This window comes from Erwinia rhapontici (assembly GCF_012271765.1).
GTDB classification, from domain to species: domain Bacteria; phylum Pseudomonadota; class Gammaproteobacteria; order Enterobacterales; family Enterobacteriaceae; genus Erwinia; species Erwinia rhapontici.
The window spans coordinates 102,740-125,820 of the sequence record NZ_VRKO01000003.1 but is presented as its reverse complement, the minus strand read 5'-3'; the positions used below and the strand labels follow the sequence as shown (position 1 = coordinate 125,820).

General features: G+C 53.8%; 20 protein-coding genes and 1 tRNA gene. 14 read left to right on the top strand and 7 right to left on the bottom strand.

The features are described 5' to 3' along the window. Positions 1-25 precede the first annotated feature (25 nt). Positions 26-1,273 (top strand): N-acetylmuramoyl-L-alanine amidase AmiC, encoded by a 1,248-nt coding sequence (amiC, locus tag FVB43_RS01630; RefSeq protein WP_133846069.1) that lies wholly within the window; start codon positions 26-28, stop codon positions 1,271-1,273. Between the two features lie 85 nt (positions 1,274-1,358). On the opposite strand, the gene FVB43_RS01625 is transcribed toward amiC, so the two are convergent. Next, positions 1,359-1,435, bottom strand: a tRNA-Met gene (locus FVB43_RS01625). Between the two features lie 206 nt (positions 1,436-1,641). On the opposite strand from FVB43_RS01625, the gene mltA reads away from it, so the two are divergent. Further along, positions 1,642-2,790: a murein transglycosylase A gene (mltA, locus tag FVB43_RS01620; protein ID WP_167863290.1), complete on the top strand. Its 1,149-nt coding sequence runs from the start codon at positions 1,642-1,644 to the stop codon at positions 2,788-2,790. Between the two features lie 62 nt (positions 2,791-2,852). Further along, positions 2,853-3,653: a tRNA cyclic N6-threonylcarbamoyladenosine(37) synthase TcdA gene (gene tcdA, locus FVB43_RS01615; protein ID WP_171149576.1), complete on the top strand. Its 801-nt coding sequence runs from the start codon at positions 2,853-2,855 to the stop codon at positions 3,651-3,653. Positions 3,654-3,745: 92 nt separating this feature from the next. Here the strand turns inward: tcdA and csdE are convergent, their stop codons facing one another. Both csdE and csdA read right to left on the bottom strand, forming a co-directional pair. Further along, on the bottom strand, positions 3,746-4,186 hold the full coding sequence (gene csdE / locus FVB43_RS01610; protein WP_167863289.1) for a cysteine desulfurase sulfur acceptor subunit CsdE: 441 nt from the start codon (positions 4,184-4,186) through the stop codon (positions 3,746-3,748). A 2-nt stretch (positions 4,187-4,188) separates the two neighbouring features. Then, entirely contained in the window at positions 4,189-5,394 is a 1,206-nt protein-coding gene (gene csdA / locus FVB43_RS01605) for a cysteine desulfurase CsdA (RefSeq protein WP_167863288.1), read from the bottom strand. Between the two features lie 220 nt (positions 5,395-5,614). Here csdA and FVB43_RS01600 point away from each other — a divergent pair, with 220 nt between their 5' ends. From FVB43_RS01600 to rlmM, 4 genes are all read left to right on the top strand, one after another. Continuing rightward, positions 5,615-5,839 (top strand): YgdI/YgdR family lipoprotein, encoded by a 225-nt coding sequence (locus FVB43_RS01600; RefSeq protein ID WP_133846064.1) that lies wholly within the window; start codon positions 5,615-5,617, stop codon positions 5,837-5,839. 345 nt (positions 5,840-6,184) lie between these two features. After that, positions 6,185-7,102, top strand: a complete 918-nt coding sequence (gcvA, locus tag FVB43_RS01595; protein WP_133846063.1) for a glycine cleavage system transcriptional regulator GcvA — start codon at positions 6,185-6,187, stop codon at positions 7,100-7,102. 84 nt (positions 7,103-7,186) lie between these two features. Next, positions 7,187-7,582 carry a DUF423 domain-containing protein gene (locus FVB43_RS01590; protein WP_133846062.1) on the top strand — a complete coding sequence of 132 codons (396 nt, stop codon included), beginning with the start codon at positions 7,187-7,189 and terminating at the stop codon, positions 7,580-7,582. Continuing rightward, positions 7,575-8,675, top strand: coding sequence for a 23S rRNA (cytidine(2498)-2'-O)-methyltransferase RlmM (gene rlmM, locus FVB43_RS01585; protein ID WP_133846061.1), 1,101 nt, complete (start codon positions 7,575-7,577; stop codon positions 8,673-8,675). The genes FVB43_RS01590 and rlmM overlap by 8 nt, the downstream gene beginning before the upstream one ends. A gap of 52 nt (positions 8,676-8,727) precedes the next feature. Here the strand turns inward: rlmM and xni are convergent, their stop codons facing one another. The 3 genes from xni to queF all read right to left on the bottom strand — a co-directional run bounded on the left by xni (position 8,728) and on the right by queF (position 11,868). Beyond that, on the bottom strand, positions 8,728-9,477 hold the full coding sequence (xni, locus tag FVB43_RS01580) for a flap endonuclease Xni (RefSeq protein WP_167863287.1): 750 nt from the start codon (positions 9,475-9,477) through the stop codon (positions 8,728-8,730). A 32-nt stretch (positions 9,478-9,509) separates the two neighbouring features. Further along, on the bottom strand, positions 9,510-10,874 hold the full coding sequence (gene ppnN / locus FVB43_RS01575) for a nucleotide 5'-monophosphate nucleosidase PpnN (RefSeq protein WP_159337935.1): 1,365 nt from the start codon (positions 10,872-10,874) through the stop codon (positions 9,510-9,512). Between the two features lie 148 nt (positions 10,875-11,022). Beyond that, on the bottom strand, positions 11,023-11,868 hold the full coding sequence (gene queF, locus FVB43_RS01570; RefSeq protein ID WP_159337936.1) for an NADPH-dependent 7-cyano-7-deazaguanine reductase QueF: 846 nt from the start codon (positions 11,866-11,868) through the stop codon (positions 11,023-11,025). A gap of 117 nt (positions 11,869-11,985) precedes the next feature. On the opposite strand from queF, the gene syd reads away from it, so the two are divergent. The 4 genes from syd (at position 11,986) to FVB43_RS01550 (ending at position 14,723) form a co-directional block, all read left to right on the top strand. After that, positions 11,986-12,540, top strand: coding sequence for a SecY-interacting protein (gene syd, locus FVB43_RS01565; RefSeq protein ID WP_159337937.1), 555 nt, complete (start codon positions 11,986-11,988; stop codon positions 12,538-12,540). Between the two features lie 605 nt (positions 12,541-13,145). Continuing rightward, a complete protein-coding gene (locus FVB43_RS01560) occupies positions 13,146-13,472 on the top strand; it encodes a YqcC family protein (RefSeq protein WP_133846056.1) in 327 nt (108 codons plus the stop codon). Further along, positions 13,472-14,251 (top strand): tRNA pseudouridine(65) synthase TruC, encoded by a 780-nt coding sequence (gene truC, locus FVB43_RS01555; RefSeq protein WP_133846055.1) that lies wholly within the window; start codon positions 13,472-13,474, stop codon positions 14,249-14,251. Before FVB43_RS01560 ends, truC begins: the two co-directional genes overlap by 1 nt. Before the next feature lie 22 nt (positions 14,252-14,273). Further along, positions 14,274-14,723 carry a flavodoxin gene (locus tag FVB43_RS01550; RefSeq protein ID WP_133846054.1) on the top strand — a complete coding sequence of 150 codons (450 nt, stop codon included), beginning with the start codon at positions 14,274-14,276 and terminating at the stop codon, positions 14,721-14,723. A 49-nt stretch (positions 14,724-14,772) separates the two neighbouring features. Here the strand turns inward: FVB43_RS01550 and barA are convergent, their stop codons facing one another. Next, complete coding sequence (gene barA, locus FVB43_RS01545; protein ID WP_133846053.1) at positions 14,773-17,499, bottom strand: two-component sensor histidine kinase BarA; 2,727 nt, start codon at positions 17,497-17,499, stop codon at positions 14,773-14,775. 590 nt (positions 17,500-18,089) lie between these two features. On the opposite strand from barA, the gene relA reads away from it, so the two are divergent. The 3 genes from relA (at position 18,090) to pyrG (ending at position 23,032) form a co-directional block, all read left to right on the top strand. Further along, on the top strand, positions 18,090-20,324 hold the full coding sequence (gene relA, locus FVB43_RS01540) for a GTP diphosphokinase (protein ID WP_133846052.1): 2,235 nt from the start codon (positions 18,090-18,092) through the stop codon (positions 20,322-20,324). A gap of 88 nt (positions 20,325-20,412) precedes the next feature. After that, entirely contained in the window at positions 20,413-21,195 is a 783-nt protein-coding gene (gene mazG, locus FVB43_RS01535) for a nucleoside triphosphate pyrophosphohydrolase (RefSeq protein ID WP_197931245.1), read from the top strand. Positions 21,196-21,394: 199 nt separating this feature from the next. Beyond that, the gene (gene pyrG, locus FVB43_RS01530) at positions 21,395-23,032 is read left to right on the top strand and encodes a glutamine hydrolyzing CTP synthase (protein ID WP_133846050.1); all 1,638 of its coding nucleotides are present in this window, start codon (positions 21,395-21,397) and stop codon (positions 23,030-23,032) included. Positions 23,033-23,081 lie beyond the last annotated feature (49 nt).

The following is a 23,081-nucleotide window of genomic DNA, read 5'->3' as shown; positions in this document are numbered from 1 at the left end:
AACACAGCAACGCATCAGGAGTGGCATGACCGATTCAACCTCACTTAACCGGCGGCGGTTATTACAAGGGGCAGGCGCAGCCTGGTTACTCAGCATCAGCCGTGTCGGCATGGCCGCCAGCGGCCATGTGGTCGCGATCCGCCTCTGGCCTTCTTCTACTTATTCACGTCTGACCATTGAGTCCAACACGCCGCTTAAGTATAAGCAGTTTGCCCTCAGCAATCCCGATCGCGTGGTCGTGGATATCGATAATATCCGGCTGAATTCGGCGCTGAATAGCGTGGGCAATCTGGTCCGTCAGGACGATCCCTATATTAAAAATGCGCGTGTCGGCCAGTTCGACCAAAACACCGTCCGGCTGGTGCTTGAGCTAAAGCAAAACGTTGCGCCGCGTATTTTTACGCTCGATCCGGTTGCCGGGATCAAAAATCGTCTGGTACTGGATCTCTATCCGGTGCAAACACAACAGCACAATGATGATCCGCTACTGGCATTGCTGGAAGATTACAACAAGGGCGATCTCGAACGCAGCCAGCCAGCGGCCGCACCGCTTCCCGGTAAGGCGGGTCGGGATCGTCCCATTGTCATCATGATCGATCCCGGCCACGGCGGTGAAGACTCCGGGGCCGTTGGTAAGCATAAAACGCGCGAGAAAGATGTGGTGCTGAAGATTGGCCGACGGCTGAAGGCCCTGATCGATAAGCAGCCGAACATGCGTGCCTATATGACGCGCAATGAGGATGTCTTTATTCCCCTGAAAGTGCGTGTGGCGAAAGCGCGCAAGCAGCGTGCCGACCTGTTTATCTCGATTCATGCTGATGCATTTACCAGCCGTGCGGCACGCGGATCATCGGTGTTTGCGCTGTCGACGAAAGGGGCAACCAGTACCGCTGCCCGTTTTCTGGCACAGACGCAGAATGAATCCGATCTGATTGGGGGCGTTAGCAGAAGCGGCGACCGTTACCTCGACCACACCATGTTCGATATGGTGCAGAGCCTGACGATTAACGACAGTCTGAAGTTTGGCAAAGAGGTGTTGTCGCGCATGGGGAAAATTAACCATCTGCATAAGCGGACGGTGGATCAGGCAGGCTTTGCGGTACTGAAAGCACCGGATATCCCTTCGATTCTGGTAGAAACGGCCTTTATCAGCAATATCGAAGAGGAACGTAAATTACGCACCACACGTTTTCAGCATCAGGTGGCGGATTCCATTCTGGCAGGGATTAAAGCGTATTTTGCTAACGGTGCGCCGCTGGCACTGCATAAATAGTCAACGGGCGGAAAGGATTCCGCTGTGATTCAGCAAGAGGGGGACAAACGACAGATACAAAAAAACACCCTTAAGGGTGTTTAATTGGTTGCGGGAGCCGGATTTGAACCGACGACCTTCGGGTTATGAGCCCGACGAGCTACCAGGCTGCTCCATCCCGCGTCCGTGGTTGCGCACTATACGCCTGATGGGTTTTCTTGCAACCCCTTTTTGCAGATAAGTGGCTAAAATCGTGGTTGTGATGGATTTTTACGCTCAGATGCTGGAATGTTGCACAAATGCCTCAGGTCTTTTTCAGAAGGCGCATTTAATTATGGCGGTGCCTTTGCTATCTTCGCGCAGGGTTCCCGTATAAAGGTAAAGAAGGCATGAAAGCAGGTTGGGCAAAATATCTGGTGACCGGCACGCTGCTGGCGCTGCTGGCGGGGTGTTCGTCGAAACCCACCGATCGTGGGCAACAGTATAAGGATGGGACACTGAATCAACCGCTGGCGCTGGTCAATCAGCCCAACGCGAAGGGGCGCCCGGTGAATGGCAAAGACTTTGCCGACCAGGTTTCTCAAATCCGTTTTTCCTCTGCGGGCATGTATTCGCGTCAGTCCGGCACCTATAGCGCCATCGAGAGCTGGCTGATGGCCGGGGGCGATACTCGTCAGTTGCGCCAGTTCGGTCTGGATGCATATCAGATGGAAGGCACCGACAATTATGGCAACGTTCAGTTTACCGGTTACTACACCCCGGTGATTCAGGCGCGTTACACCCGCCAGGGTGAATTCCAGTATCCTTTATACCGTATGCCACCGCGTAGTAAGGGCAGGAAGCTGCCAAGCCGGGCGGAAATCTACAGTGGTGCGCTGGATGAACGCTTTATCGCGGGCTACAGCAATTCGCTGATGGATAACTTTATTATGGATGTGCAGGGCAGCGGCTATGTTGACTACGGGGATGGGCGTCCGCTGACGTTCTTCGGCTACGGTGGTAAGAATGGCCATCCTTATCGCAGTATCGGTAAAGTTCTGATCGACCGCGGTGAAGTGAAGCGCGAAGACATGTCGATGCAGGCTATCCGTCAGTGGGGCGAAACGCACAGCCCGGCTGAGGTGCGCGAACTGCTGGAGCAGAACCCTTCCTTTGTCTTCTTTAAACCTGAGAACTTTGCGCCCGTGCGTGGTGCCAGCGCGGTGCCGCTGGTGGCAAAAGCTTCGGTCGCGGCTGACCGTGCGTTGATCCCACCGGGTACTGCGCTGCTGGCAGAGATTCCGTTGCTGGATAACAACGGTAAATTTACCGGCAAATATGAGATGCGTATAATGGTGTCGCTGGATGTAGGGGGGGCCATTAAAGGGCAGCACTTCGACATATACCAGGGAATCGGCCCCGATGCCGGGCATATGGCGGGCTGGTTTAACCATTATGGCCGCGTCTGGGTGCTGAAAAATGCCCCAGGGGCCGGCGCACCGATATTCTCTTCTGCACAGAATAGTTCTTCTCAGAGTGGTTTACTGGTCAGTCAGTAAATCCACAGCGGGCGGCGAAGGCGGCCCGCTGTGTTTGGATAGGTTTCGAGGAATAACAGATGATGGTTCTTTCAGATGCCTGGCGGCAACGCTTTGGCGGAACGGCGCGCCTCTATGGCCAGTCTGCGCTTCAGCTCTTTGCGGATGCGCATGTCTGTGTAGTGGGCATTGGTGGGGTTGGTTCGTGGGCGGCGGAAGCATTGGTACGTACCGGCATCGGTGCGATCACATTGATCGATATGGACGACGTCTGCGTCACCAACACCAATCGTCAGGTTCACGCGCTGAAAGAGAATGTTGGCCGGGCGAAAACCGAGGTGATGGCTGAACGTCTGCTGGCGATCAATCCGGAATGCCGGGTGACCTGTGTTGACGACTTCATTACACCAGAGAATACGGCGGAGCTGATTGGGAAGGACTTCAGTTATGTGGTTGATGCCATTGATAGCGTGCGACCCAAAGCAGCGCTGCTGTCATGGTGTCGGCGTAATAAAGTGCCGCTGGTGACCACCGGGGGCGCAGGTGGGCAGATTGATCCCACACAGATCCAGGTGGCCGATCTGGCAAAAACCATTCAGGATCCGCTGGCGGCGAAATTGCGCGAGCGGCTCAAAAGTGATTTCAATATCGTCAGAAACAGCAAAGGTAAGTTGGGAATCGACTGCGTGTTTTCCACCGAGGCGTTGATGTATCCGCAGCCGGATGGCTCGGTATGTGCGTCGCGCAGCACCGCAGAAGGCCCGAAGCGTATGGACTGTGCGGCAGGGTTTGGTGCTGCAACGATGGTCACCGCCACCTTTGGTTTTGTCGCGGTATCCCATGTGCTGAAGAAAATGATGGCAAAAGCAGCGCGTCAGGCATAAATAGCGTAGAGGCTGATCTTCTGTTTCGGTCAGCCTTTTATTGCACGGGTCGATCGAAAAAATGATCGACCCGACGGTTACAAGCAGCCGTATTATTCATTCACCGCCCGTATCACGGCATCGGCCATCGCCTGCAATCCGGCGCTGCGTGAGGCGCTCAGCTGTTCTTTTAATCCCAACTGCTCAAATAGCGCCAGCGGATCGTCCTGTTGTAACTGTGTCGCTGTTTTACCTTCTACAGCCGTCAGCAGTACGGCCAACAGCCCGCGCACAATACGTCCCTCGCTCTCGCCAAAGAAATGCAGACGCCCGTCAGCCATCAGCTGATGCCCCAGCCAGACGCGATTTTCACATCCGGTCAGCTCAATATCAGCACTTCTCAGTTCATCGGGCAGGGCGGGCAACTGTTTGCCCAGCAGGATCAGCTGGCGGTAACGCTCCTCCCACTGCCTGAAATGGGAAAACTGCGCCCGCAGTGTGTCCGGAGTAATCAGTGTGCCAAAGGGATGCGAAGCGATAAGCGGTAAACTCATGATTAATCTGCCAGTAGTGTCAGGGCGCTGGTCATGGCCGCGACCAGCGCGTCCACATCTTCAACGGTATTATAAGGGGCGAAGGAGGCACGTAATGTCCCGCTGACGCCCAGGGCGGCCAGCAACGGCTGGGCGCAGTGCTGCCCGGCGCGCACGGCAATGCCGCTTTCGGCCAGTAGCATCACGACGTCACTGTGATGGATACCCGTAATATCAAATGCCAGCAGGCTGGAGTGGCTGGCGCGATAGCTGCGGAAACCGGGCAGTGCCGACAGATGTTGTTCGGCCTGTGTCGCCAGTTCACAACTCCAGCGCTCGGCGGCAGCTACATCGATGTGGCTTAACCACTCCAGCGCAGCACTCAGGCCAATGACGCCAGCCACATTAGGGGTGCCGGCTTCAAAGCACCACGGGACGGGTTGCGGGGTAAATCCCTCGAAGGTCACGCTGCTTATCATCTTGCCGCCCCCCTGCCAGGGCACCATTTCTGCCAGGCGTTCGGCTTTGCCATACAGCGCACCAATGCCCATCGGGCCGTACAGCTTATGTGCCGAAAAAGCATAAAAATCAATATCCAGTGCCTGTACATCCGGAGGGCAGTGCACCACGCCCTGGGCGCCATCGACCATCACTTTTGCACCACAGCCATGCGCAAGGCTGATGATCCGTTGCAGGTCAGGGCAACCGCCAGTGACGTTAGACATTTGCCCCACGGCCACCAGACGTGTGCGTGCATTCAGCAGTGCCGGGAGCAGATCGGGGTCTGGCAGGCGGTTTTTACCAATCGACCATTTGACGACGCGGGCACCCGTCTGTTCTGCCACCATCAGCCAGGGCACCAGATTAGCGTGGTGTTCCGCTTCGCTGACCACGATCTCATCCCCCGCTTGCAGGCGCGGGCGCAGCCAACTTTGTGCCACCAGATTGATCGCTTCAGTGGTGCCTTTGGTCCAGACAATATTGTGGCTGCTGGCGGCATTCAGCAGGTGTGCCACCTGTGCGCGGGCCTGTTCATAACGTTCGGTCAGGCGCTGTGCGGCAGCAAACTGGCTACGATGGACCGTACCCGCACTCAGGCGATAAAACTGTTCCGTGGCATCAATCACCGCCAGCGGTTTCAGCGCGGTGGCTGCGCTGTCGAGATAGCAGGTGGCATCGTTGAGTGCGGGGAACTGCTGGCGAAAGTGCCGCGGATTAAATGACGTCATACTTTTTACGCGTTCCTCTGGGATGGTTCGTGCCTTTTTAGGACCAGACTGAAAGAGATGTGGTTTTCTGGCAAAGCTGAAAAAGCGCGTTATGCTGAATTATGACTGTTTATAGTGTTTACCCGCAAATAGAAGCGCTGTCTTAGTAGGATGTTAAACCCTTTTCTATTGTTATTTTGACAGCTCATCGGGTACTTCTTCTCATCACGGAGATATAAAAATGAAAAAGCTCGCCGCTGTGATCGCAGCCTGCACCATGACATTAGCTCTGGCTGGTTGTTCAAGCAATTATGTGATGCATACCAATGACGGCCGGACTATCGTTGCCGAGGGCAAACCTATGGTAGACGATGATACCGGGATGATCAGCTATAAAGATGCCAATGGGTCAAAACAGCAGATTAACCGCTCTGATGTCAAAGAGATGGTTGAGATGGGCCAGTAAAACGCAGGCAAAAAAAAGCACCGCCACAGGCGGTGCTATTAACAATCAATATGGACAGACAGGGTAAATCTACAGGAATAAAAGGTAGCCAGGCTACCAGACCTGAAAATCGTCAGGTCAAATGCAAACACAACATCACGACACAAGCCAAAAGCCCCTCAAAATTCCGCGCGTTAGCACCAAATTTCAAAACACTTTTCGTTCCGGCTCAGGAAGTGGCGCAACTATAGGTATTTGCTGGCAGTTCCTCAACGGACAATTTATAATGCCTCGGATAAAAAAAACTAATACGTAACTCTGTGTAACAGAGCAACGCCCGGCCTTGATGAAAAGTACCCATCTATCATGTCTAAACGTTTACCACCTTTGAATGCGCTGCGGGTTTTTGACGCTGCTGCGCGTCATCTCAGTTTTACCCGAGCGGCAGAAGAACTGTTTGTGACTCAGGCCGCTGTCAGTCATCAAATCAAGTCACTGGAAGACTTTCTGGGCCTTAAGCTGTTCCGTAGACGTAATCGATCTCTGCTGCTGACGGAAGAAGGGCAAAGCTATTACCTCGATATTAAAGAAATTTTCACCGCGCTGAATGATGCCACGCGCAAGCTACAGGCCCGCAGTGCAAAAGGCGCACTGACGGTCAGTTTGCTGCCGAGTTTTGCCATTCAATGGCTGGTGCCAAGACTGACCAGCTTTAACTCAGCTTATCCGGGAATCGATGTTCGTATCCAGGCCGTGGACCGCGATGAAGAGAAACTGGCCGATGATGTGGACGTGGCGATTTTCTATGGACGCGGTAACTGGCCGGGATTGCGGGTGGAAAAACTCTATGCGGAATACCTGCTTCCGGTCTGTTCACCGCTGCTGTTAACGGGCGAGCGCCCGTTGACATCGCCTGCGGCACTGGCAGGCCATACTTTACTGCATGATGCATCACGCCGTGACTGGCAGGCGTATACCCGACAACTGGGGCTGAACAGTATTAATGTTCAGCAGGGGCCGATTTTCAGCCACAGTGCCATGGTGCTCCAGGCGGCAATCCATGGACAAGGCGTTGCACTGGCTAATAACGTGATGGCGCAGAGCGAGATTGAAGCGGGCAGGTTAGTGTGCCCGTTTAATGATGTATTAGTCAGTAAAAATGCTTTTTATCTGGTTTGTCATGACAGTCAGGCAGAACTGGGTAAAATAGCCGCCTTCCGTCAGTGGATTCTGGCAAAAGCGGCCAGCGAACAAGAAAAATTTCGCTTTCGCTACGAACACTGACCGTGATGCCTTCGCCGCCGAGCGGCAGGGGTAATGAATAAAGAGACAGGGAGGGGCCTCCCTGTCCGGATAGAGGATGGTGTCATGTCCAGTCGTGCAATGCTGATTTTCTCCGCCATCAGTGGATTCTTCTACGTGATGCTGGGGGCATTTGGTGCCCACGTGTTAAGCAAGTCGCTGGGAAGCGCAGAGATGGCCTGGATTAAAACCGGGCTGGAGTATCAGGCGTTTCACACCCTGGCGATACTCGGTATGGCAGCAGCGATGCTGCGCCGTGCAAATATCTGGTTTTACTGGAGCAGCGCATTTTTAGCGCTGGGTACGGTATTGTTCAGCGGCAGCCTTTACTGCCTGGCGCTGTCCCACCTGAAGTTATGGGTTTATATCACCCCGATTGGCGGCACTGGCTTCCTGATCGGGTGGGTTCTGATGTTGGTTGGCGCGCTGCGTCTGAAAAAAAGGGCAGATCGCCATGAATAAAATTTTGCTGTATTGCCGTCAGGGTTTTGAGAAAGAGTGTGCGGCCGAAATTACCGCCAAAGCCGCTGAACGCGAAGTGTATGGCTTCGCCCGCGTGAAAGATGACTCTGCCTACGTGCTGTTTGAGTGCTATCAGCAGGGTGAAGCAGAAAAGTTGCTCAATGAGCTGCCGTTTAGCGAACTGATTTTCTCCCGCCAGATGATCGTGGTGGGTGAACTGCTGCGTGACCTGCCCACCGAGGACCGCATCTCGCCTGTCGCGGGGATGCTGACCGGAGTGGTAGAGAAGGGCGGCGATCTGCGTGTTGAAGTGCCGGACACCAATGCCAGCAAAGAGCTGCTGAAGTTCTGCCGTAAGTTTACCGTCCCGCTGCGTGCCAGCCTGCGTAAAGAAGGCATTCTGCTTAACTACGAAAGCAATAAGCGCCCGGTGGTTCACGTGTTCTTTATCGCTTCTGGCTGCTGTTATGTAGGGTATTCCCTGCCGCAGAATAATTCCGCGCTGTTTATGGGCATTCCGCGCCTGAAGTTCCCTTCCGATGCACCAAGCCGTTCCACGCTCAAGCTGGAAGAGGCTTTCCATGTCTTTATTCCTGCCGATGAGTGGGATGAGCGCCTGGCCAGCGGGATGTGGGCAGTGGATCTGGGGGCCTGTCCTGGCGGCTGGACCTATCAGCTTGTGCAGCGCAGCATGATGGTTAACGCGGTAGATAACGGTCCGATGGCACCGAGCCTGATGGATACCGGGCAGGTGTTCCATCAGCGTGAAGACGGCTTCAAATATCGCCCAACGCGTAGCAATAACTATTGGGTGGTCTGCGACATGGTAGAAAAACCGGTGCGTGTGGCAAATCTGATGGCGGACTGGCTGGTGAATGGCTGGTGTCGTGAGGCGATTTTTAACCTCAAGCTGCCGATGAAAAAACGCTATGAAGAGGTCTCGCAGAACCTGGCGATGATCGACGAAAAGCTGAAAGAAAATGGCATTAATGCACAGATTCAGGCGCGTCAGCTTTATCACGATCGTGAAGAAGTAACGGTACATATCCGCCGCATCTGGAGCGCCGCGCCGGGCCGCCGCGACGAAAAATAATCCAGAATGTAGGGGCGAGGCATGCCTCGCCCGTTGTTAAACGAGCCCGACCCTACGGCAAACGCAGATCCTTCAGATTCCCTTCCAGCACTAAATCCGTTTTAAGCGTTGCCACCTGCTGACAGATTTCCGCCATCTGCTGATGTTCGGCCAGTTTTTTGCGCCATTTTTCCGGTACGTGATCCAACTGCTGATAAATCTGCGCCAGACTGCCGAACTGTTGCAGTAGCTGGCTGGCACTTTTGGCCCCAATGCCCGCAACGCCGGGGATTTTGCTGCTGCTGATCCCCGCCAGCCCCCAGTAATCGGTCAGCTGTGCCGGAGCCACGCCAAATTCTGCGGCAATAAAAGGCACATCCAGCCAGCGTTTCTGGAAGTAATCACGAATTTGGATAGTCGGTGCCAGCAACTGGCAGTAGCCTTTGTCGGTCGACACAATCGTCGCCTGATGGCCTGCGGAGGCGACCTTGCTGGCCAGCGTTGCGGCCAGATCGTCAGCTTCATCGCCTTTTGAGTGCCAGCTGGTTACACCAATACTGGCAAAGGCAGCCCGGAGCAACGGCATTTCGTCACGCAGGGAATCCGGCATCGGTGAACGTCCCGCTTTGTAATCAGGCAGGATCTGATGGCGCCAGCTGTCGCTGCGATCATCATCATCAAAAACGGCCACGGCGTGCGTTGGGCGTGTGTGGAGCAACAATTGTTGCAGGGCATTCAGGCAGGTTTCCTGGCAAGGGGAGCCCTGAACCGCATGAATGCGCCGAATCAGATTCAGCGCATCGATAATTAACAGATGTATCATCAGATAACCCTGAGCGGCCCGCAGGCCGCTCTTTACTTAATGATTTCGTAACAGGGGATATACGCGCTGCCCGGCAGCTTCATACGGTGCTGCGCGACAAATCCTTGCAGCAGATCATCCATGCGACGCATGATTTCCGGGTCACCGTGCAGTTTGTACGGCCCTTTCTCTTTGATGGCCTTGATGCCCACATCTTTCACGTTACCGGCCACGATGCCGGAGAACGCCCGGCGCAGTGCAGCTGCCAGCTGTTCGGCAGGCTGTTCGGGAGACAGATTGAGGTTTGCCATATTTTCATGGCTTGGCATAAACGGCATTTGCAGGTCGGGCGCAATGCGTAGTGCCCAGTTGAAGCTGTAAGCATCACCGGTTTCGCGGCGATACTCTTTCACTTTCGGCATCGCTTTTTTCATCAGACGTGCCACTTCGGCCGCATCATCAATAATGATGGTGTAGTGCTTGCGTGCTTCATCCCCCAGGGTACTGACAATAAACTCATCCAGCACGCGGAAGTAGTCGGCACTCTCTTTTGGTCCGGTGAGGATCAGCGGCAGAACCTGGTCATGGTTGTGTGGGTTCATCAGGATACCCAGCAGATAAAGCAGCTCTTCGGCTGTTCCGACCCCGCCGGGGAAGATGATAATGCCGTGGGCGATACGCACAAACGCTTCCAGGCGTTTTTCGATATCGGGCATGATGATCAGTTCATTCACCAGCGGGTTAGGCGGTTCGGCAGCAATGATTGAGGGTTCGGTCAGACCGATGAAACGGCTATCTCTGTAGCGCTGCTGGGCATGGCCCACTGCCGCCCCTTTCATCGGTGCTTCCATTACACCCGGCCCGCAGCCGGTGCAAATATTCAGTTCACGTAAGCCAAGCTGGGAGCCAACGTTGCGGCAGTATTGGTATTCAACGGCGTTGATTGAGTGACCACCCCAGCACACCACGGTATTGGGCTCTTCTCCTACGTGCAGCGCTCGCGCGTTACGCAGAATAGAGAAAACCAGGTTGGTGATATGGACGGGATCTTCCGCTTTCAACTGCTGGAAGCGCCCGGCGTTATCGATCTGGCCGTTGAGGAACAAGATGTCGCGCAGAACGGCAAACAGGTTAGCCTGAAGCGCACGAATAATTCGCCCGTCAACAAATGCCTCTTCTGGCGGGTTGATCAGTTCCAGTTTGACGCCGCGCTCACGGCGCAGCACGTTAATATCAAAGCTTTCGAAGCGGGAAAGCAGTTCGTGGCTACTGTCGGTTTGACTGCCTGAATTCAGCACGGCAAGTGAGCAGTTACGGAATAACTGGTAGAGGTCGCTGCTGGCCGTGCGCTTCAGCATATCGACTTCGAGCTGTGAAAGCAGGTCCATTGAGCCGAGAGGGCTGACATGTGTAATCAAGTGAACTCCTTTACACCCGCAGGGGTGCAGTAACTCCGTGATGTGACGATCACAAAAGCAAAATGTCCTTGGGCCGCTGTCGCTGCCCGTTGTCAGAGTAGCCTTTTCCATTGATATTTAACAATAGCTTAACGTTGCGATCGGCGATTTACTGACGGACCAGTCTTGAACGGCTGGCGACAAACTTATCGTTGGTACGCCAGGGATTGATATCCAGACCACCACGCCGCGTATAGCGGGCATAAACGGTCAGACTCTCCGGCTGGCAGTAACGAAGAATATCGTTAAAGATGCGTTCGACGCACTGTTCGTGGAACTCATTATGATGGCGGAATGAGACCAGATAACGGAGCAGTGCCTCGCGCTGAATACGCGGGCCACGATAACTGATTTGCACTGACCCCCAGTCCGGCTGGTTAGTGATCAGACAGTTAGATTTGAGCAGGTGGCTGACCAGTTGCTCCTCAACGCGTTCGTTGCTGGTGGCATCGCGCAGATAGTCGGCATTGAACTGATAGTGATCAATCACAATGTCCTGCTCATCAATGCATTCGCCGTTGAAACGGCCGATGGGCTGGCCTTCAATCTCTTGCAGGCGGAATAGCGCAACGCTAACTTTACCCGCAGCACAGTCACTGAGATCGCGTTCCAGCGTCTGACGGACGTCACCCCAGTCGGCAAATTGCGTTTGATTAAAACTGTTCAGATACAGTTTAAAACTTTTGGATTCAATAAGATTAACGCTGCCGGCATCCAGAGTGACTTCACCCAGCGCCACCTGCGGTAGCCCTTTACTGTTCAGCCAGGACAGTTCGTACAGCGTCCAGATATCCGCGCCGCTGAACGGCAGATTATCGGGATACAGGCCCAGCGGTTCACGGTTCAGGCTACGCGGGACAGCCTGTAACAGCTCTGGTTGATAGCTGTCGTGATATTCTGTGGGTTTCCCCAGAGTCAGGCCTTCCAGTGCCTGATGATGGTCGTATGAAGACATGGTGTTACCTTGTGTTACTTTAGGGTGCCCGCCGTGGCAGGCAGCTTGAAGAGTGTCGTGTACCGATGTGCACACCAGGTTGTCAGTGTAACCCAGCCAGCAAAGAGTGAAAAAATAATGATCGAAGAAACCTCCCAGGCCCTACGCGATTTTAGCCAGCGCTATTGCGATCTCTGGCAGCAGCAGCATGGTCATGCACCGGCGAGCGCCGATCTGTACGGCATTCCCTCGCCTTGCGTCACCGCCACCCATAATGATGAAGTCTGGTGGCAGCCACAGCCCTTTACGCTGGCAAAAAACCTGGATGCCGTTGAACGTGCACTGGATATCAGCTTGCAGCCCTCGATCACCGGATTCTATACCGCACAATTTGCCGGTGACATGATGGGAACTTATGCCGGACACCAGGTGTCTTTGGTACAGGTGTGGAGTGAAGACGATTTTGTGCGCGTGCAGGAAAATCTGATTGGGCACCTGGTGATGAAGCGTCGTCTTAAACACTCTCCTACTCTGTTTATTGCTACTACGGAATCTGAACTGGAGGTGGTGTCGGTTTGTAATCTCAATGGCGAAGTGATTATTGAGCAGTTAGGAACGCAAAAACGGCAGGTCATTTCCCCTTCAATTGAGAATTTTCTTATTTCTTTACAACCCCTTAGCGAACGTTGCTGAGAGTTTGCCCGTTTATTTTGTGCGAGATGTCTCACGTGCTCTGTGAGAGATCGCATCCCTTTGATGCAGACATATCAATCGTTCTAATTGTAAAAATATTGTAGATCATCACGTTAGGGTACTGATTGTGATAACACGCCTGTGAGATGCGTAAAAAACTGGCACGGGTGTCTTGTTTGCTTATGCTGAACAGGCAAAATAGCACCCATCGCAAAGGACAGTCAGGGTTGAACGAACATCAGGACGATGTGCTCATGGAATGAGTTGGACCCGTCAGGATGACGTATCAGGGAAAGGCTTCCGGATGAAGCGTGGAAACCTCAGGGAGAGGTAAAGGACACCTCCAGGACGGAGAATGTGGACCGAACAAGGTAGTCGGTGATCATGGACGTCAAAGGATTCGCATCAGGATGGTGCACGCTATGGAGAGTGTCAGGAATAGTTTTCAAGGATGAGCAGGGAGCATAAATGTAGCTGGAACGCTGCAAACGGACCAGGGGCACTGTATATACAGTGCCCCTTTTTTCGTTGAAATTTTTACCCGGCACGGTGCGGATGCTATGCTTTGCGACCTTTATCCCCAACGCTTAATCAGGAGGTTGCTCATGAGCCGTGAACAACAGGTGCAGGAACGGTTGCTGGCCATTGAAACGCAGCTTAAACAGGCGGGTTTATGGCAGGCTATTGCCCCAAATAGTGAGGCGTTTGCCAGCACAGAACCTTTCTGCGTCGATACCATGACGCCATTACAATGGCTGCAATGGATATTCCTGCCGCGCATGCAGGCGCTGCTGGATGCCGGTGCGCCGCTGCCGACAACTTTGGCGATAGCGCCTTACTATGAAGTGTGGCTGGAAGGTGAGATCCCGGAGCGTGCGCAACTGTTGCACCTTTTAAATGCCTTTGACCAGTTATTTGAGTCACAAAACTGATGCTGGAAATTATTTATCAGGATCAGTGGCTGGTGGCGGTGAATAAGCCGTCCGGCTGGCTGGTTCACCGCAGTTGGCTGGACCGTCATGAAACCCGTTTTGTGATGCAAACGGTGCGAGACCAGATTGGCCAGCACGTGTTTACCGTGCACCGGTTGGATCGGCCAACGTCCGGCGTACTGCTGATGGCGCTGTCGAGTGATGTGGCGCGTTTATTGTCAGAACAATTTGAACAGCATCAGTTGCAGAAAACCTATCATGCCGTGGTACGCGGCTGGCTGGAAGGTGATGAGGTACTGGACTATGCGCTGACCGAAGAACTGGACAAAATTGCGGATAAGTTTAGCCAGCCTGAAAAAGCGCCGCAGTCGGCCGTCACCCATTGGCGTGGGCTGGCCACTGCCGAACTGCCCGTGCCCGTCGGCCCTTATCAAACCTCGCGCTATTCTCTGGTAGAGATGAAACCGGAATCCGGGCGTAAGCATCAGTTGCGTCGTCATATGACCCATCTGCGCCACCCGATTATCGGCGATAGCGCCCATGGCGATTTGAAGCAGAATCGCAGTGCTGCGGCAAACTTCGGGATGAACCGACTTATGCTGCACGCCAGCGAACTATGCCTGGCGCACCCGGTAACCCAGGTGCCATTGGTGCTGCGTGCCGGGCTGGATGACGTCTGGCAAACGGCGATGACGCAGTTCGACTGGCAGCACTGTCTCCCTGATATTCCACGGGTTGAGTTCGCGACGGAAAGCCCGCAGGATAGTGAACAACGATAAGCATTCCAAAATGGAGAAGAGCATGGCTGAGGTAGGCATTTTTGTTGGCACCGTTTACGGTAATGCCCTGTTGGTGGCCGAAGAGGCTGAACCACTGCTGGTTGCGGCGGGCCATCAGGTGAAGATTTTTGAAGATCCCACGTTGGAAGACTGGCAGCACTATGCGCAGAAAGCCGTGCTGGTGATCACGTCAACCACTGGACAAGGCGATCTGCCGGACAGCATTGCTTCCCTTTACGCTGGCATCAAAGATAAGTTGGGTTACCAGCCTGAGCTGCGTTACGGCATTATCGCGCTGGGCGATAGCAGCTATGATGAGTTCTGCGGCGGCGGCAAAAAATTTGCTGACCTGTTACAGGATCAAAGTGCTATCCGCGTGGGTGAGATGCTGCTGGTGGATGCCACGGAAAACCCGGAGCCGGAAGAGGTCACCTCTCCGTGGGTTGAGCAGTGGGCTAAGCTCATTGCATAATTGACGAGCGGGTCTGCAATGCAGGCCCGCCTCGCAGCGGATCCCGAACCTACAGTTTTAGCCGCTCCTTCGCCAGCCGTGCCACGTTCTGCATCTCATCCAACAGCTCAAACAATTCAGGCTCTACCTGAGTGATATCCTCACTCTGACGCAGGCTTTGTTCCAGTGCCAGGCAGAGTTGCTTCATGCGTGGTACTCCGCTGTAGCTGGCGCTGCCATGCAGTTTATGGATGATATCGCGCAGTGAAGTTGTATTATTCTCCGTCATATATTGCTCTATCAGCATCTGAACTTCCGGTAAGAAATCCACCAGCATCTGCAACAAATCGCGTGCCAGATCGGGTTTATTCGCCGCCTGACGTAACGCGAGTGCCCAGTCGAGGGACGCCGGTACTTCAATCACCGGCAGCGACATGCGTTGCCCGCCCGGTGAATAGCGTGCCAGCAGTCGACTCAGTTTCTGCTCATCGATAGGTTTGGCGAGGTAATCGTTCATCCCGGCTTTGATCAGCTGTTCCCTTTCGCCATCCAGTGCGTGCGCCGTGACCGCCACTATCGGTGTATTGGCGTGCTGTGGCAGGGTACGAATGGCTTCACTGGCACGAATGCCGTCGATCTCCGGCATCTGAATATCCATTAAAATAATATCCAGATGCTGATGACGCGCCTGATTAATCGCCGCTTCACCACTGTCACACAGCACAATGTGCGCGACTTGCTCTTCCAGCAGTGCTCCAATCAGCTTCAGGTTAGCCAGGTTATCATCCACCGCCATCACACGCAGCGGCAGACGGTGCCGTTCGGTCAGTGGCAGGGCATCACGGTGATGATGATCGACCAGAACGGGGATCAGACGGGTCATGGATATCGGTTTAATCAGGCAGGCCGTCACACCGCGTGCTTTGAGCTCTTCCGCATAAACCTGCATCTGGAATGGCAGAGCCATAATGACGCTGTTAGCACGTTGTAGTATTGGCGTCAGCTGTTCTCCGGTGATCTCAAGATTTTGCGGGTCAGCTACCGGAACGCCCATCAGCAGCACATCATAGTGTGCTTCCGGAAGTTCACTCAGTGACGGGCTGTAGCTGATGTTCATTGGCGTTGCGGCCAGCATCTCCATCAGCGCTTTCGCGGCCGTGGCGTTGGGTTCGACATAAGCCATGCGCTGGCCTTCGATGCAATCCATCACCCGTGGATCACTGGCAGCGTTCGGATTCAGGGCCAGATTAACGTGGAACCAGAAGGTGGAACCGTGATTGAGGCGGCTGTGGAACGAGATTTCGCCGCCCATTTCATTAACCAGTTTCTGAGTGATCACCAGACCCAGCCCGGTGCCGCCGTGACGGCGCGAAATACTGGCATCCGCCTGACGAAACGCCTGAAACAGCTGCGACTGCTGCTTTTCTGAAATCCCGATGCCGCTGTCATGAATCTGAACTTCCAGCTCCATACGGTTATTACTCAGGGCGCGTTTCTCCACGCGAATATCAATATTGCCACGTTCGGTGAACTTGATTGCGTTGCCGAGCAGGTTGACGATGATTTGCTGCATGCGCAGCGGATCGCCAATGGCATTATCCGGCACGTCACTCTGGATATTAAGCGTGAGCTCCAGTCCTTTCTCATGTGCGGACTGCGCCAGCAGAACCACCACTTCATCCAGCGTGGCACGCAGCGGGAAGGGGATGGTCTCCAGTATTAATTTTCCGGCTTCAAGTTTTGAGAAGTCGAGCACATCGTTAATGATGCTTAACAGGTTATTCGCCGATCGTTCAATGGTATGAAGATAATCGCGCTGGGTGGAATTCAGCGTGGTTTTGAGCGTCTGGCGGGTAAAGCCAATCACGCCGTTTAACGGCGTGCGCAGCTCATGTGACATATTGGCGAGGAACTCTGATTTAATACGCGCGGCTTCCTGGGCGCGTTTTTTAGCCAGATCCAACTCGACGTTTTGGATCTCCATCTGTTCCAGCGTTTCACGCAAGTCAGAGGTAGCCTGGTCGATATTTTGCTGCATCTCTTCGTGATAGGCGGTAAGCGACATGGCCATCGAGTTGATGCCGTTTTTCAGCACATCGAGTTCACCCAGCATATGCCCTTCTACGCGGCTGTCTAGCTGGCCACGGCGGATGCGGTCAACGGTACTCACCATATTGCGGATCGGCCCGGTGACATCGCGCATCAGACGGTAGGCAAACAGCATGGCAATACACAGGCAAAGCAGCAGCAAGAGGGTAGAGATAAACACCTCTTTATACTGCTGTAGCCTGACGGATTGCAGATCCAGCTCAATGGCGACATAACCGAGGGGATTACCATTGGGTTTCGCATCCTGGCCCGGCGATTCATCCGGATAATAGCTTTCGGAGAGGATGGGGGTACGCAGGATCACGGAGTTTCCGTGGCGCTGTTTCATATAGCGAGTGGTTAACGGCGTGTTGTCCGGCAGGCGCAGCAGGTCGGGCGTCTGATGGTAGTTTGACGTGACAAACAACTGATTGTGATCGTCGAAAACCGAAATGGCCCGCACAATATCTGAATGACGGCGATGCAGCAGGCTGACCAGTTGGCGCACGGACTCTTTACTGTGAAAGGTCATGCCATATTCACTTGAGACCGCCAGCGGTTCGATAATATTGACCCCGGCATCGGTGAGCTGGCTCTGTAATTCGTTATATCGGTTCACGACGAAAAACGTGGAGAGCAGCAGCCCAATCATCAGCGTGGGTGCCAGAATCAAAATCATCATTCGAGCCCGCAGGCTGTATTTGGTCATAATATTCCCTGTGCGCGGTGTTTCGCTCTGTGCCGTCCAACTGGCGCTGTGTTCAGAGGCAGGCAATACCCGATTTTCCTGCCGATAATGATGACGTGTGAATCACAAAGAAACAATGATGAAATTCTACCCTGAAAGATTGTGTTGCCCCATCGTGAAGCGTGAACATAAGGCGTCATTTCAGATTGATGATAGCGTTCAGCGCCACGCTTTGTGGCAGGACATTGGCATGAACGTCACGAACAGGGGCAGGCAAAGGCTTGTATCAGTTCTTCCTGCTCAGTAACGCAGAATGATAAATTTTTTTTTAAAAACTGGAACAGTTTTCGCATAAGCCTAAGCTATAGCAGCTGACTGTATCGCCACACACCGATGAAATGTGCTTTTGAAATGAGAAATTGGGCTCAGACGCCAGGAAAAATGGCTGAAAATGTCGCAGGTGTGGAAGGCGTTGCAGCAATAGTCGTGAAGGCTGCGTATAATGCGGGATTCAATAATCTGAAAACAACGGCGTCACTGTGTACGGCGAAGATCCATGGTGCTGTTTAGCTGAAAATAAGGCCTGAACAGAGGCTATTCCAGGAGAGGATATGGTTGCGGTAAGAAGTGCACATCTGAATACAGCTGGCGAGTTTGCGCTCGACCAATGGATCACCAGTCTGGGGATCTCCAACCAGCAGTCATGTGAACGACTGGCCGATACCTGGCGCTATTGTGAAACAGCGACCAAAAATCATCCTGACGCAGCACTGTTACTGTGGCGTGGCGTCGAGATGGTAGAAATCCTCTCAATGCTCAGCATGGACAACGAAACGCTGCGTGCCGCTTTGCTGTTCCCATTGGCCGATGCCAACGTGGTGAGCGAAGAGGTTCTGGAAGAGCAGCACGGTAAAGCCATTGTCTCGCTGGTGCATGGCGTGCGCGATATGGATGCCATCCGTCAGTTAAAAGCGACCCACAATGATTCGATGGCCTCAGAGCAGGTCGATAACGTGCGCCGCATGCTGCTGGCGATGGTGGAAGATTTCCGCTGTGTGGTGATTAAGCTGGCGGAGCGTATTGCCCACCTGCGTGAAGTGAAAGACGCGCCGGAAGATGAACGCGTCCTGGCGGCAAAAGAGTGCACCAATATTTATGCTCCGCTGGCAAACCGCCTGGGTATCGGCCAGCTTAAATGGGAGCTGGAGGACTTCTGCTTCCGTTATCTGCATCCTGATGAATACAAACGTATTGCCAAACTGCTGCACGAGCGTCGTATCGATCGGGAAGACTACATTGATACTTTCGTGCAGTCGCTGCGCACGGAGATTGTGAAAGAGGGCGTGAAGGCCGAGGTGTATGGTCGCCCAAAACATATCTACAGCATCTGGCGCAAGATGCAGAAAAAGTCGCTGTCGTTTGATGAGTTGTTCGATGTGCGCGCGGTGCGCATCGTGGCTGAGCGTTTGCAGGACTGTTATGGTGCGCTGGGTATCGTCCATACTCTGTACCGCCATATACCGAGCGAATTTGACGACTACGTTGCCAACCCTAAGCCGAACGGCTACCAGTCTATTCATACCGTGGTTCTCGGGCCAAAGGGTAAAACCGTCGAGATTCAGATCCGTACCCGCCAGATGCATGAAGATGCCGAGCTGGGCGTTGCCGCGCACTGGAAATATAAAGAGGGTGCAGCAAGTGGCAGCGCTCGCGGGGCTTCCGGCCACGAAGAACGTATTGCCTGGCTGCGTAAGCTGATTACCTGGCAGGAAGAGATGGCGGACAGCGGCGAGTTGCTCGACGAAGTACGCAGCCAGGTGTTCGACGACCGGGTTTATGTCTTTACGCCGAAAGGGGATGTGGTCGATCTGCCGGCCGGGTCCACACCGCTGGACTTTGCTTACCATATCCACAGCGATATCGGCCACCGTTGCATCGGCGCGAAAATCAGCGGGCGCATTGTGCCGTTCACCTATCAGCTGCAGATGGGCGACCAGATTGACATCATCACTCAGAAGCAGCCGAACCCAAGCCGGGACTGGCTGAACCCGAACCTGGGCTATGTCACCACCAGCCGGGGGCGCTCGAAGATCCACGCCTGGTTCCGCAAACAGGATCGTGACAAGAATATTATTGCCGGGCGTCAAATCCTCGACAGCGAACTGGACCATCTTGATATCAATCTGAAAGATGCCGAGAAGCTGCTGCTACCGCGCTACAACTTCAACACGCTGGATGAGCTGCTGGCCGCGATTGGCGGTGGCGATGTCCGTCTCAACCAGATGAGCAACTTCCTGCAGTCGAAGCTGAACAAGCCAAGCGCTGAGGAAGAAGATCGTGAAGCGCTGCAAAAACTGACGCAGAAAACCTCTAACAGCGTACCTCGTAGCAAAGAGAGCGGCCGCGTGGTGGTGGAAGGGGTCGGTAATCTGATGCACCACATTGCGCGCTGCTGCCAGCCGATTCCGGGTGACGATATCACCGGGTTTATCACCCAGGGACGCGGAATTTCGATTCACCGTGCCGACTGTGACCAGTTGGCGGATCTGATGTCTCATGCACCGGAACGTATCGTCGATGCGGTCTGGGGTGAGACTTATTCCAGCGGTTATTCCTTGGTGGTGCGTGTTACCGCGAACGATCGCAGCGGCCTGTTGCGCGATATCACCACCATCCTGGCCAATGAAAAAGTGAACGTGCTGGGCGTATCCAGCCACAGTGACACCAAAAAGCAGCTGGCGACGATTGATATGGATATTGAGATCTATAACCAGCAGGTGTTGAGCCGGGTGATAGCACGGCTTAACCAGGTCCCGGATATCATCGACGCTAAGAGATTGCATTAACCGGGCCGGGCATGCCCGGCCCCTGGTGCCCGGTTCGATCGTAGGGGCGACGCATGCGTCGCCCTCCTAATTCAACATGGAATACACTATGACTTCTCTCGATCGCCTGCTGGGCATCATGAAAACCCTGCGCGATCCGGAACACGGCTGCCCGTGGGATCGCCAGCAGACTTTTGCCTCTATTGCCCCTTATACCCTCGAAGAAACCTACGAAGTGATTGATGCGATTAACCGCGCTGATTTTGACGATCTGCGCGGTGAGCTGGGTGATCTCCTGTTCCAGGTGGTGTTTTACGCTCAGATGGCGCAGGAAGAGGGGCGCTTTAACTTCGACGATATCTGCAATGCGATCAGCGATAAACTGCAACGCCGCCATCCGCATATCTTTGCCGATGCGCAGGTCAGCGACAGTGCTGAGGTGTTGGTCAACTGGGAAAAAATTAAAAGCGATGAGCGTGCCGAAAAAGCACAGCATTCGGCGCTGGATGATATCCCACATGCCTTGCCTGCTCTGATGCGTGCTCACAAAATCCAGAAGCGTTGCAGTCACGTGGGCTTCGACTGGACCACGATTGGACCGGTGCTCGATAAAGTGCATGAAGAGATTGATGAAGTGATGCATGAAGCGCAGCAGGCGGTCATCGATCAGGACAAGCTGGAAGAAGAGATTGGCGATCTGCTGTTTGCCACGGTCAACCTGTCACGGCACCTCGGCAGTAAAGCCGAAACTGCATTGCAGAAGGCCAATACCAAGTTTGAACGTCGTTTTCGCCAGGTTGAGCAGATTATTGCCGCAGGAGGGATGGAAATGCAGCAGGCGACCCTCGAACAGATGGAAGCCGCATGGCAGGTTGTGAAATCTCAGGAATAATTGGCTGACACGATTCAACAAAAATGTGACGCGCGTCAACCTCCTGATGCGCATATTCAGGTAATCTCATGGCGGTAAATGCGGTGGTAAGCACACAACCGGAAACGAGCAATTGTCGCAACGGGGTGTTTCGGGTATACTATTTTCCCGTCTTGGTTATTCATTCCATCGTCTTTAAACCTACATTCTCAGGTTCAGCATGACAACGAACTATATATTTGTGACCGGCGGGGTCGTTTCCTCTCTGGGTAAAGGCATTGCCGCAGCTTCCCTGGCCGCTATCCTTGAAGCGCGTGGTCTTAACGTGACCATCATGAAGCTGGACCCGTACATCAACGTGGACCCAGGCACCATGAGTCCAACCCAGCACGGTGAAGTTTATGTCACCGATGATGGCGCGGAAACCGATCTGGATCTCGGTCACTACGAGCGTTTCATCCGTACTAAGATGAGCCGCCGTAACAACTTCACCACAGGCCGTATCTATTCAGAAGTCCTGCGCAAAGAGCGTCGTGGCGACTATCTGGGTGCGACCATTCAGGTGATCCCGCACATTACCAATGCCATCAAAGAACGCATCATTGAAGGTGGCGAAGGCCATGATGTCGTGCTGGTGGAAATTGGTGGCACCGTGGGTGATATCGAATCACTGCCATTCCTGGAAGCCATTCGTCAGATGGCGGTGGATGTGGGCCGTGAGCACACCATGTATATGCACCTGACGCTGGTGCCGTATATGGCCGCGGCGGGCGAAGTGAAAACGAAGCCAACCCAGCATTCCGTGAAAGAGCTGCTGTCTATCGGTATTCAGCCCGATGTGCTGATCTGCCGTTCTGACCGCGCGGTTCCCGCTAACGAACGCGCTAAGATTGCGCTGTTCTGTAATGTGCCGGAAAAAGCCGTTATCTCACTGAAAGATGTCGACTCCATCTACAAAATTCCTGGCATGCTGAAATCGCAGGGCCTGGATGACTTTATCTGCAAACGCTTCAATCTGAATGCTCCGGAAGCCAACCTTGGCGAGTGGGAGCAGGTGATTTATCAGGAAGCGAATCCAGGTGGTGAAGTGACCATCGGGATGGTCGGTAAATATGTCGAACTGCCGGATGCGTACAAATCAGTGATCGAAGCCCTGAAGCACGGTGGTCTGAAAAACCGTGTGACGGTGAATATCAAGCTGATCGACTCTCAAGATGTTGAAACCCGTGGTGTTGAAGTGCTGAAGGATCTGGATGCTATCCTTATCCCTGGCGGTTTCGGCTATCGTGGTGTGGAAGGCAAATTGATGACGGCGCAGTATGCCCGCGAAAACAATATTCCTTACCTCGGCATTTGCCTCGGTATGCAGGTCGCATTGATGGAGTTTGCCCGTAACGTGGCACATATGGAGGGGGCGAACTCAACGGAGTTCGTTCCTGACTGTAAGTACCCGGTTGTGGCGCTGATTACCGAATGGCGTGATGAAGAAGGCAACGTTGAGCAGCGTACTGAGCAGAGCGATTTGGGCGGCACCATGCGCCTGGGTAGCCAGCAGTGCCAGCTGACGGATAACAGCCTGGTGCGTAATCTCTATGGTTCAGACACCATTGTTGAGCGCCACCGTCATCGTTATGAAGTCAACAATATGCTATTGAAGCAAATTGAAGCGGCCGGTTTACGTGTGGCAGGTCGCTCTGGGGATGACCAACTGGTTGAGATCATTGAGATCCCTGACCACCCATGGTTTGTTGCGTGTCAGTTCCATCCGGAATTCACCTCAACACCTCGGGACGGGCACCCGCTGTTCAGTGGCTTTGTGAAAGCTGCCAGCGAGTACCAGAAGCGTTTGGCAAAATAAGTGTTTTCATAACGGCTTGAAATCTTAGGGTTTCAAGCCGTGTGTCTAA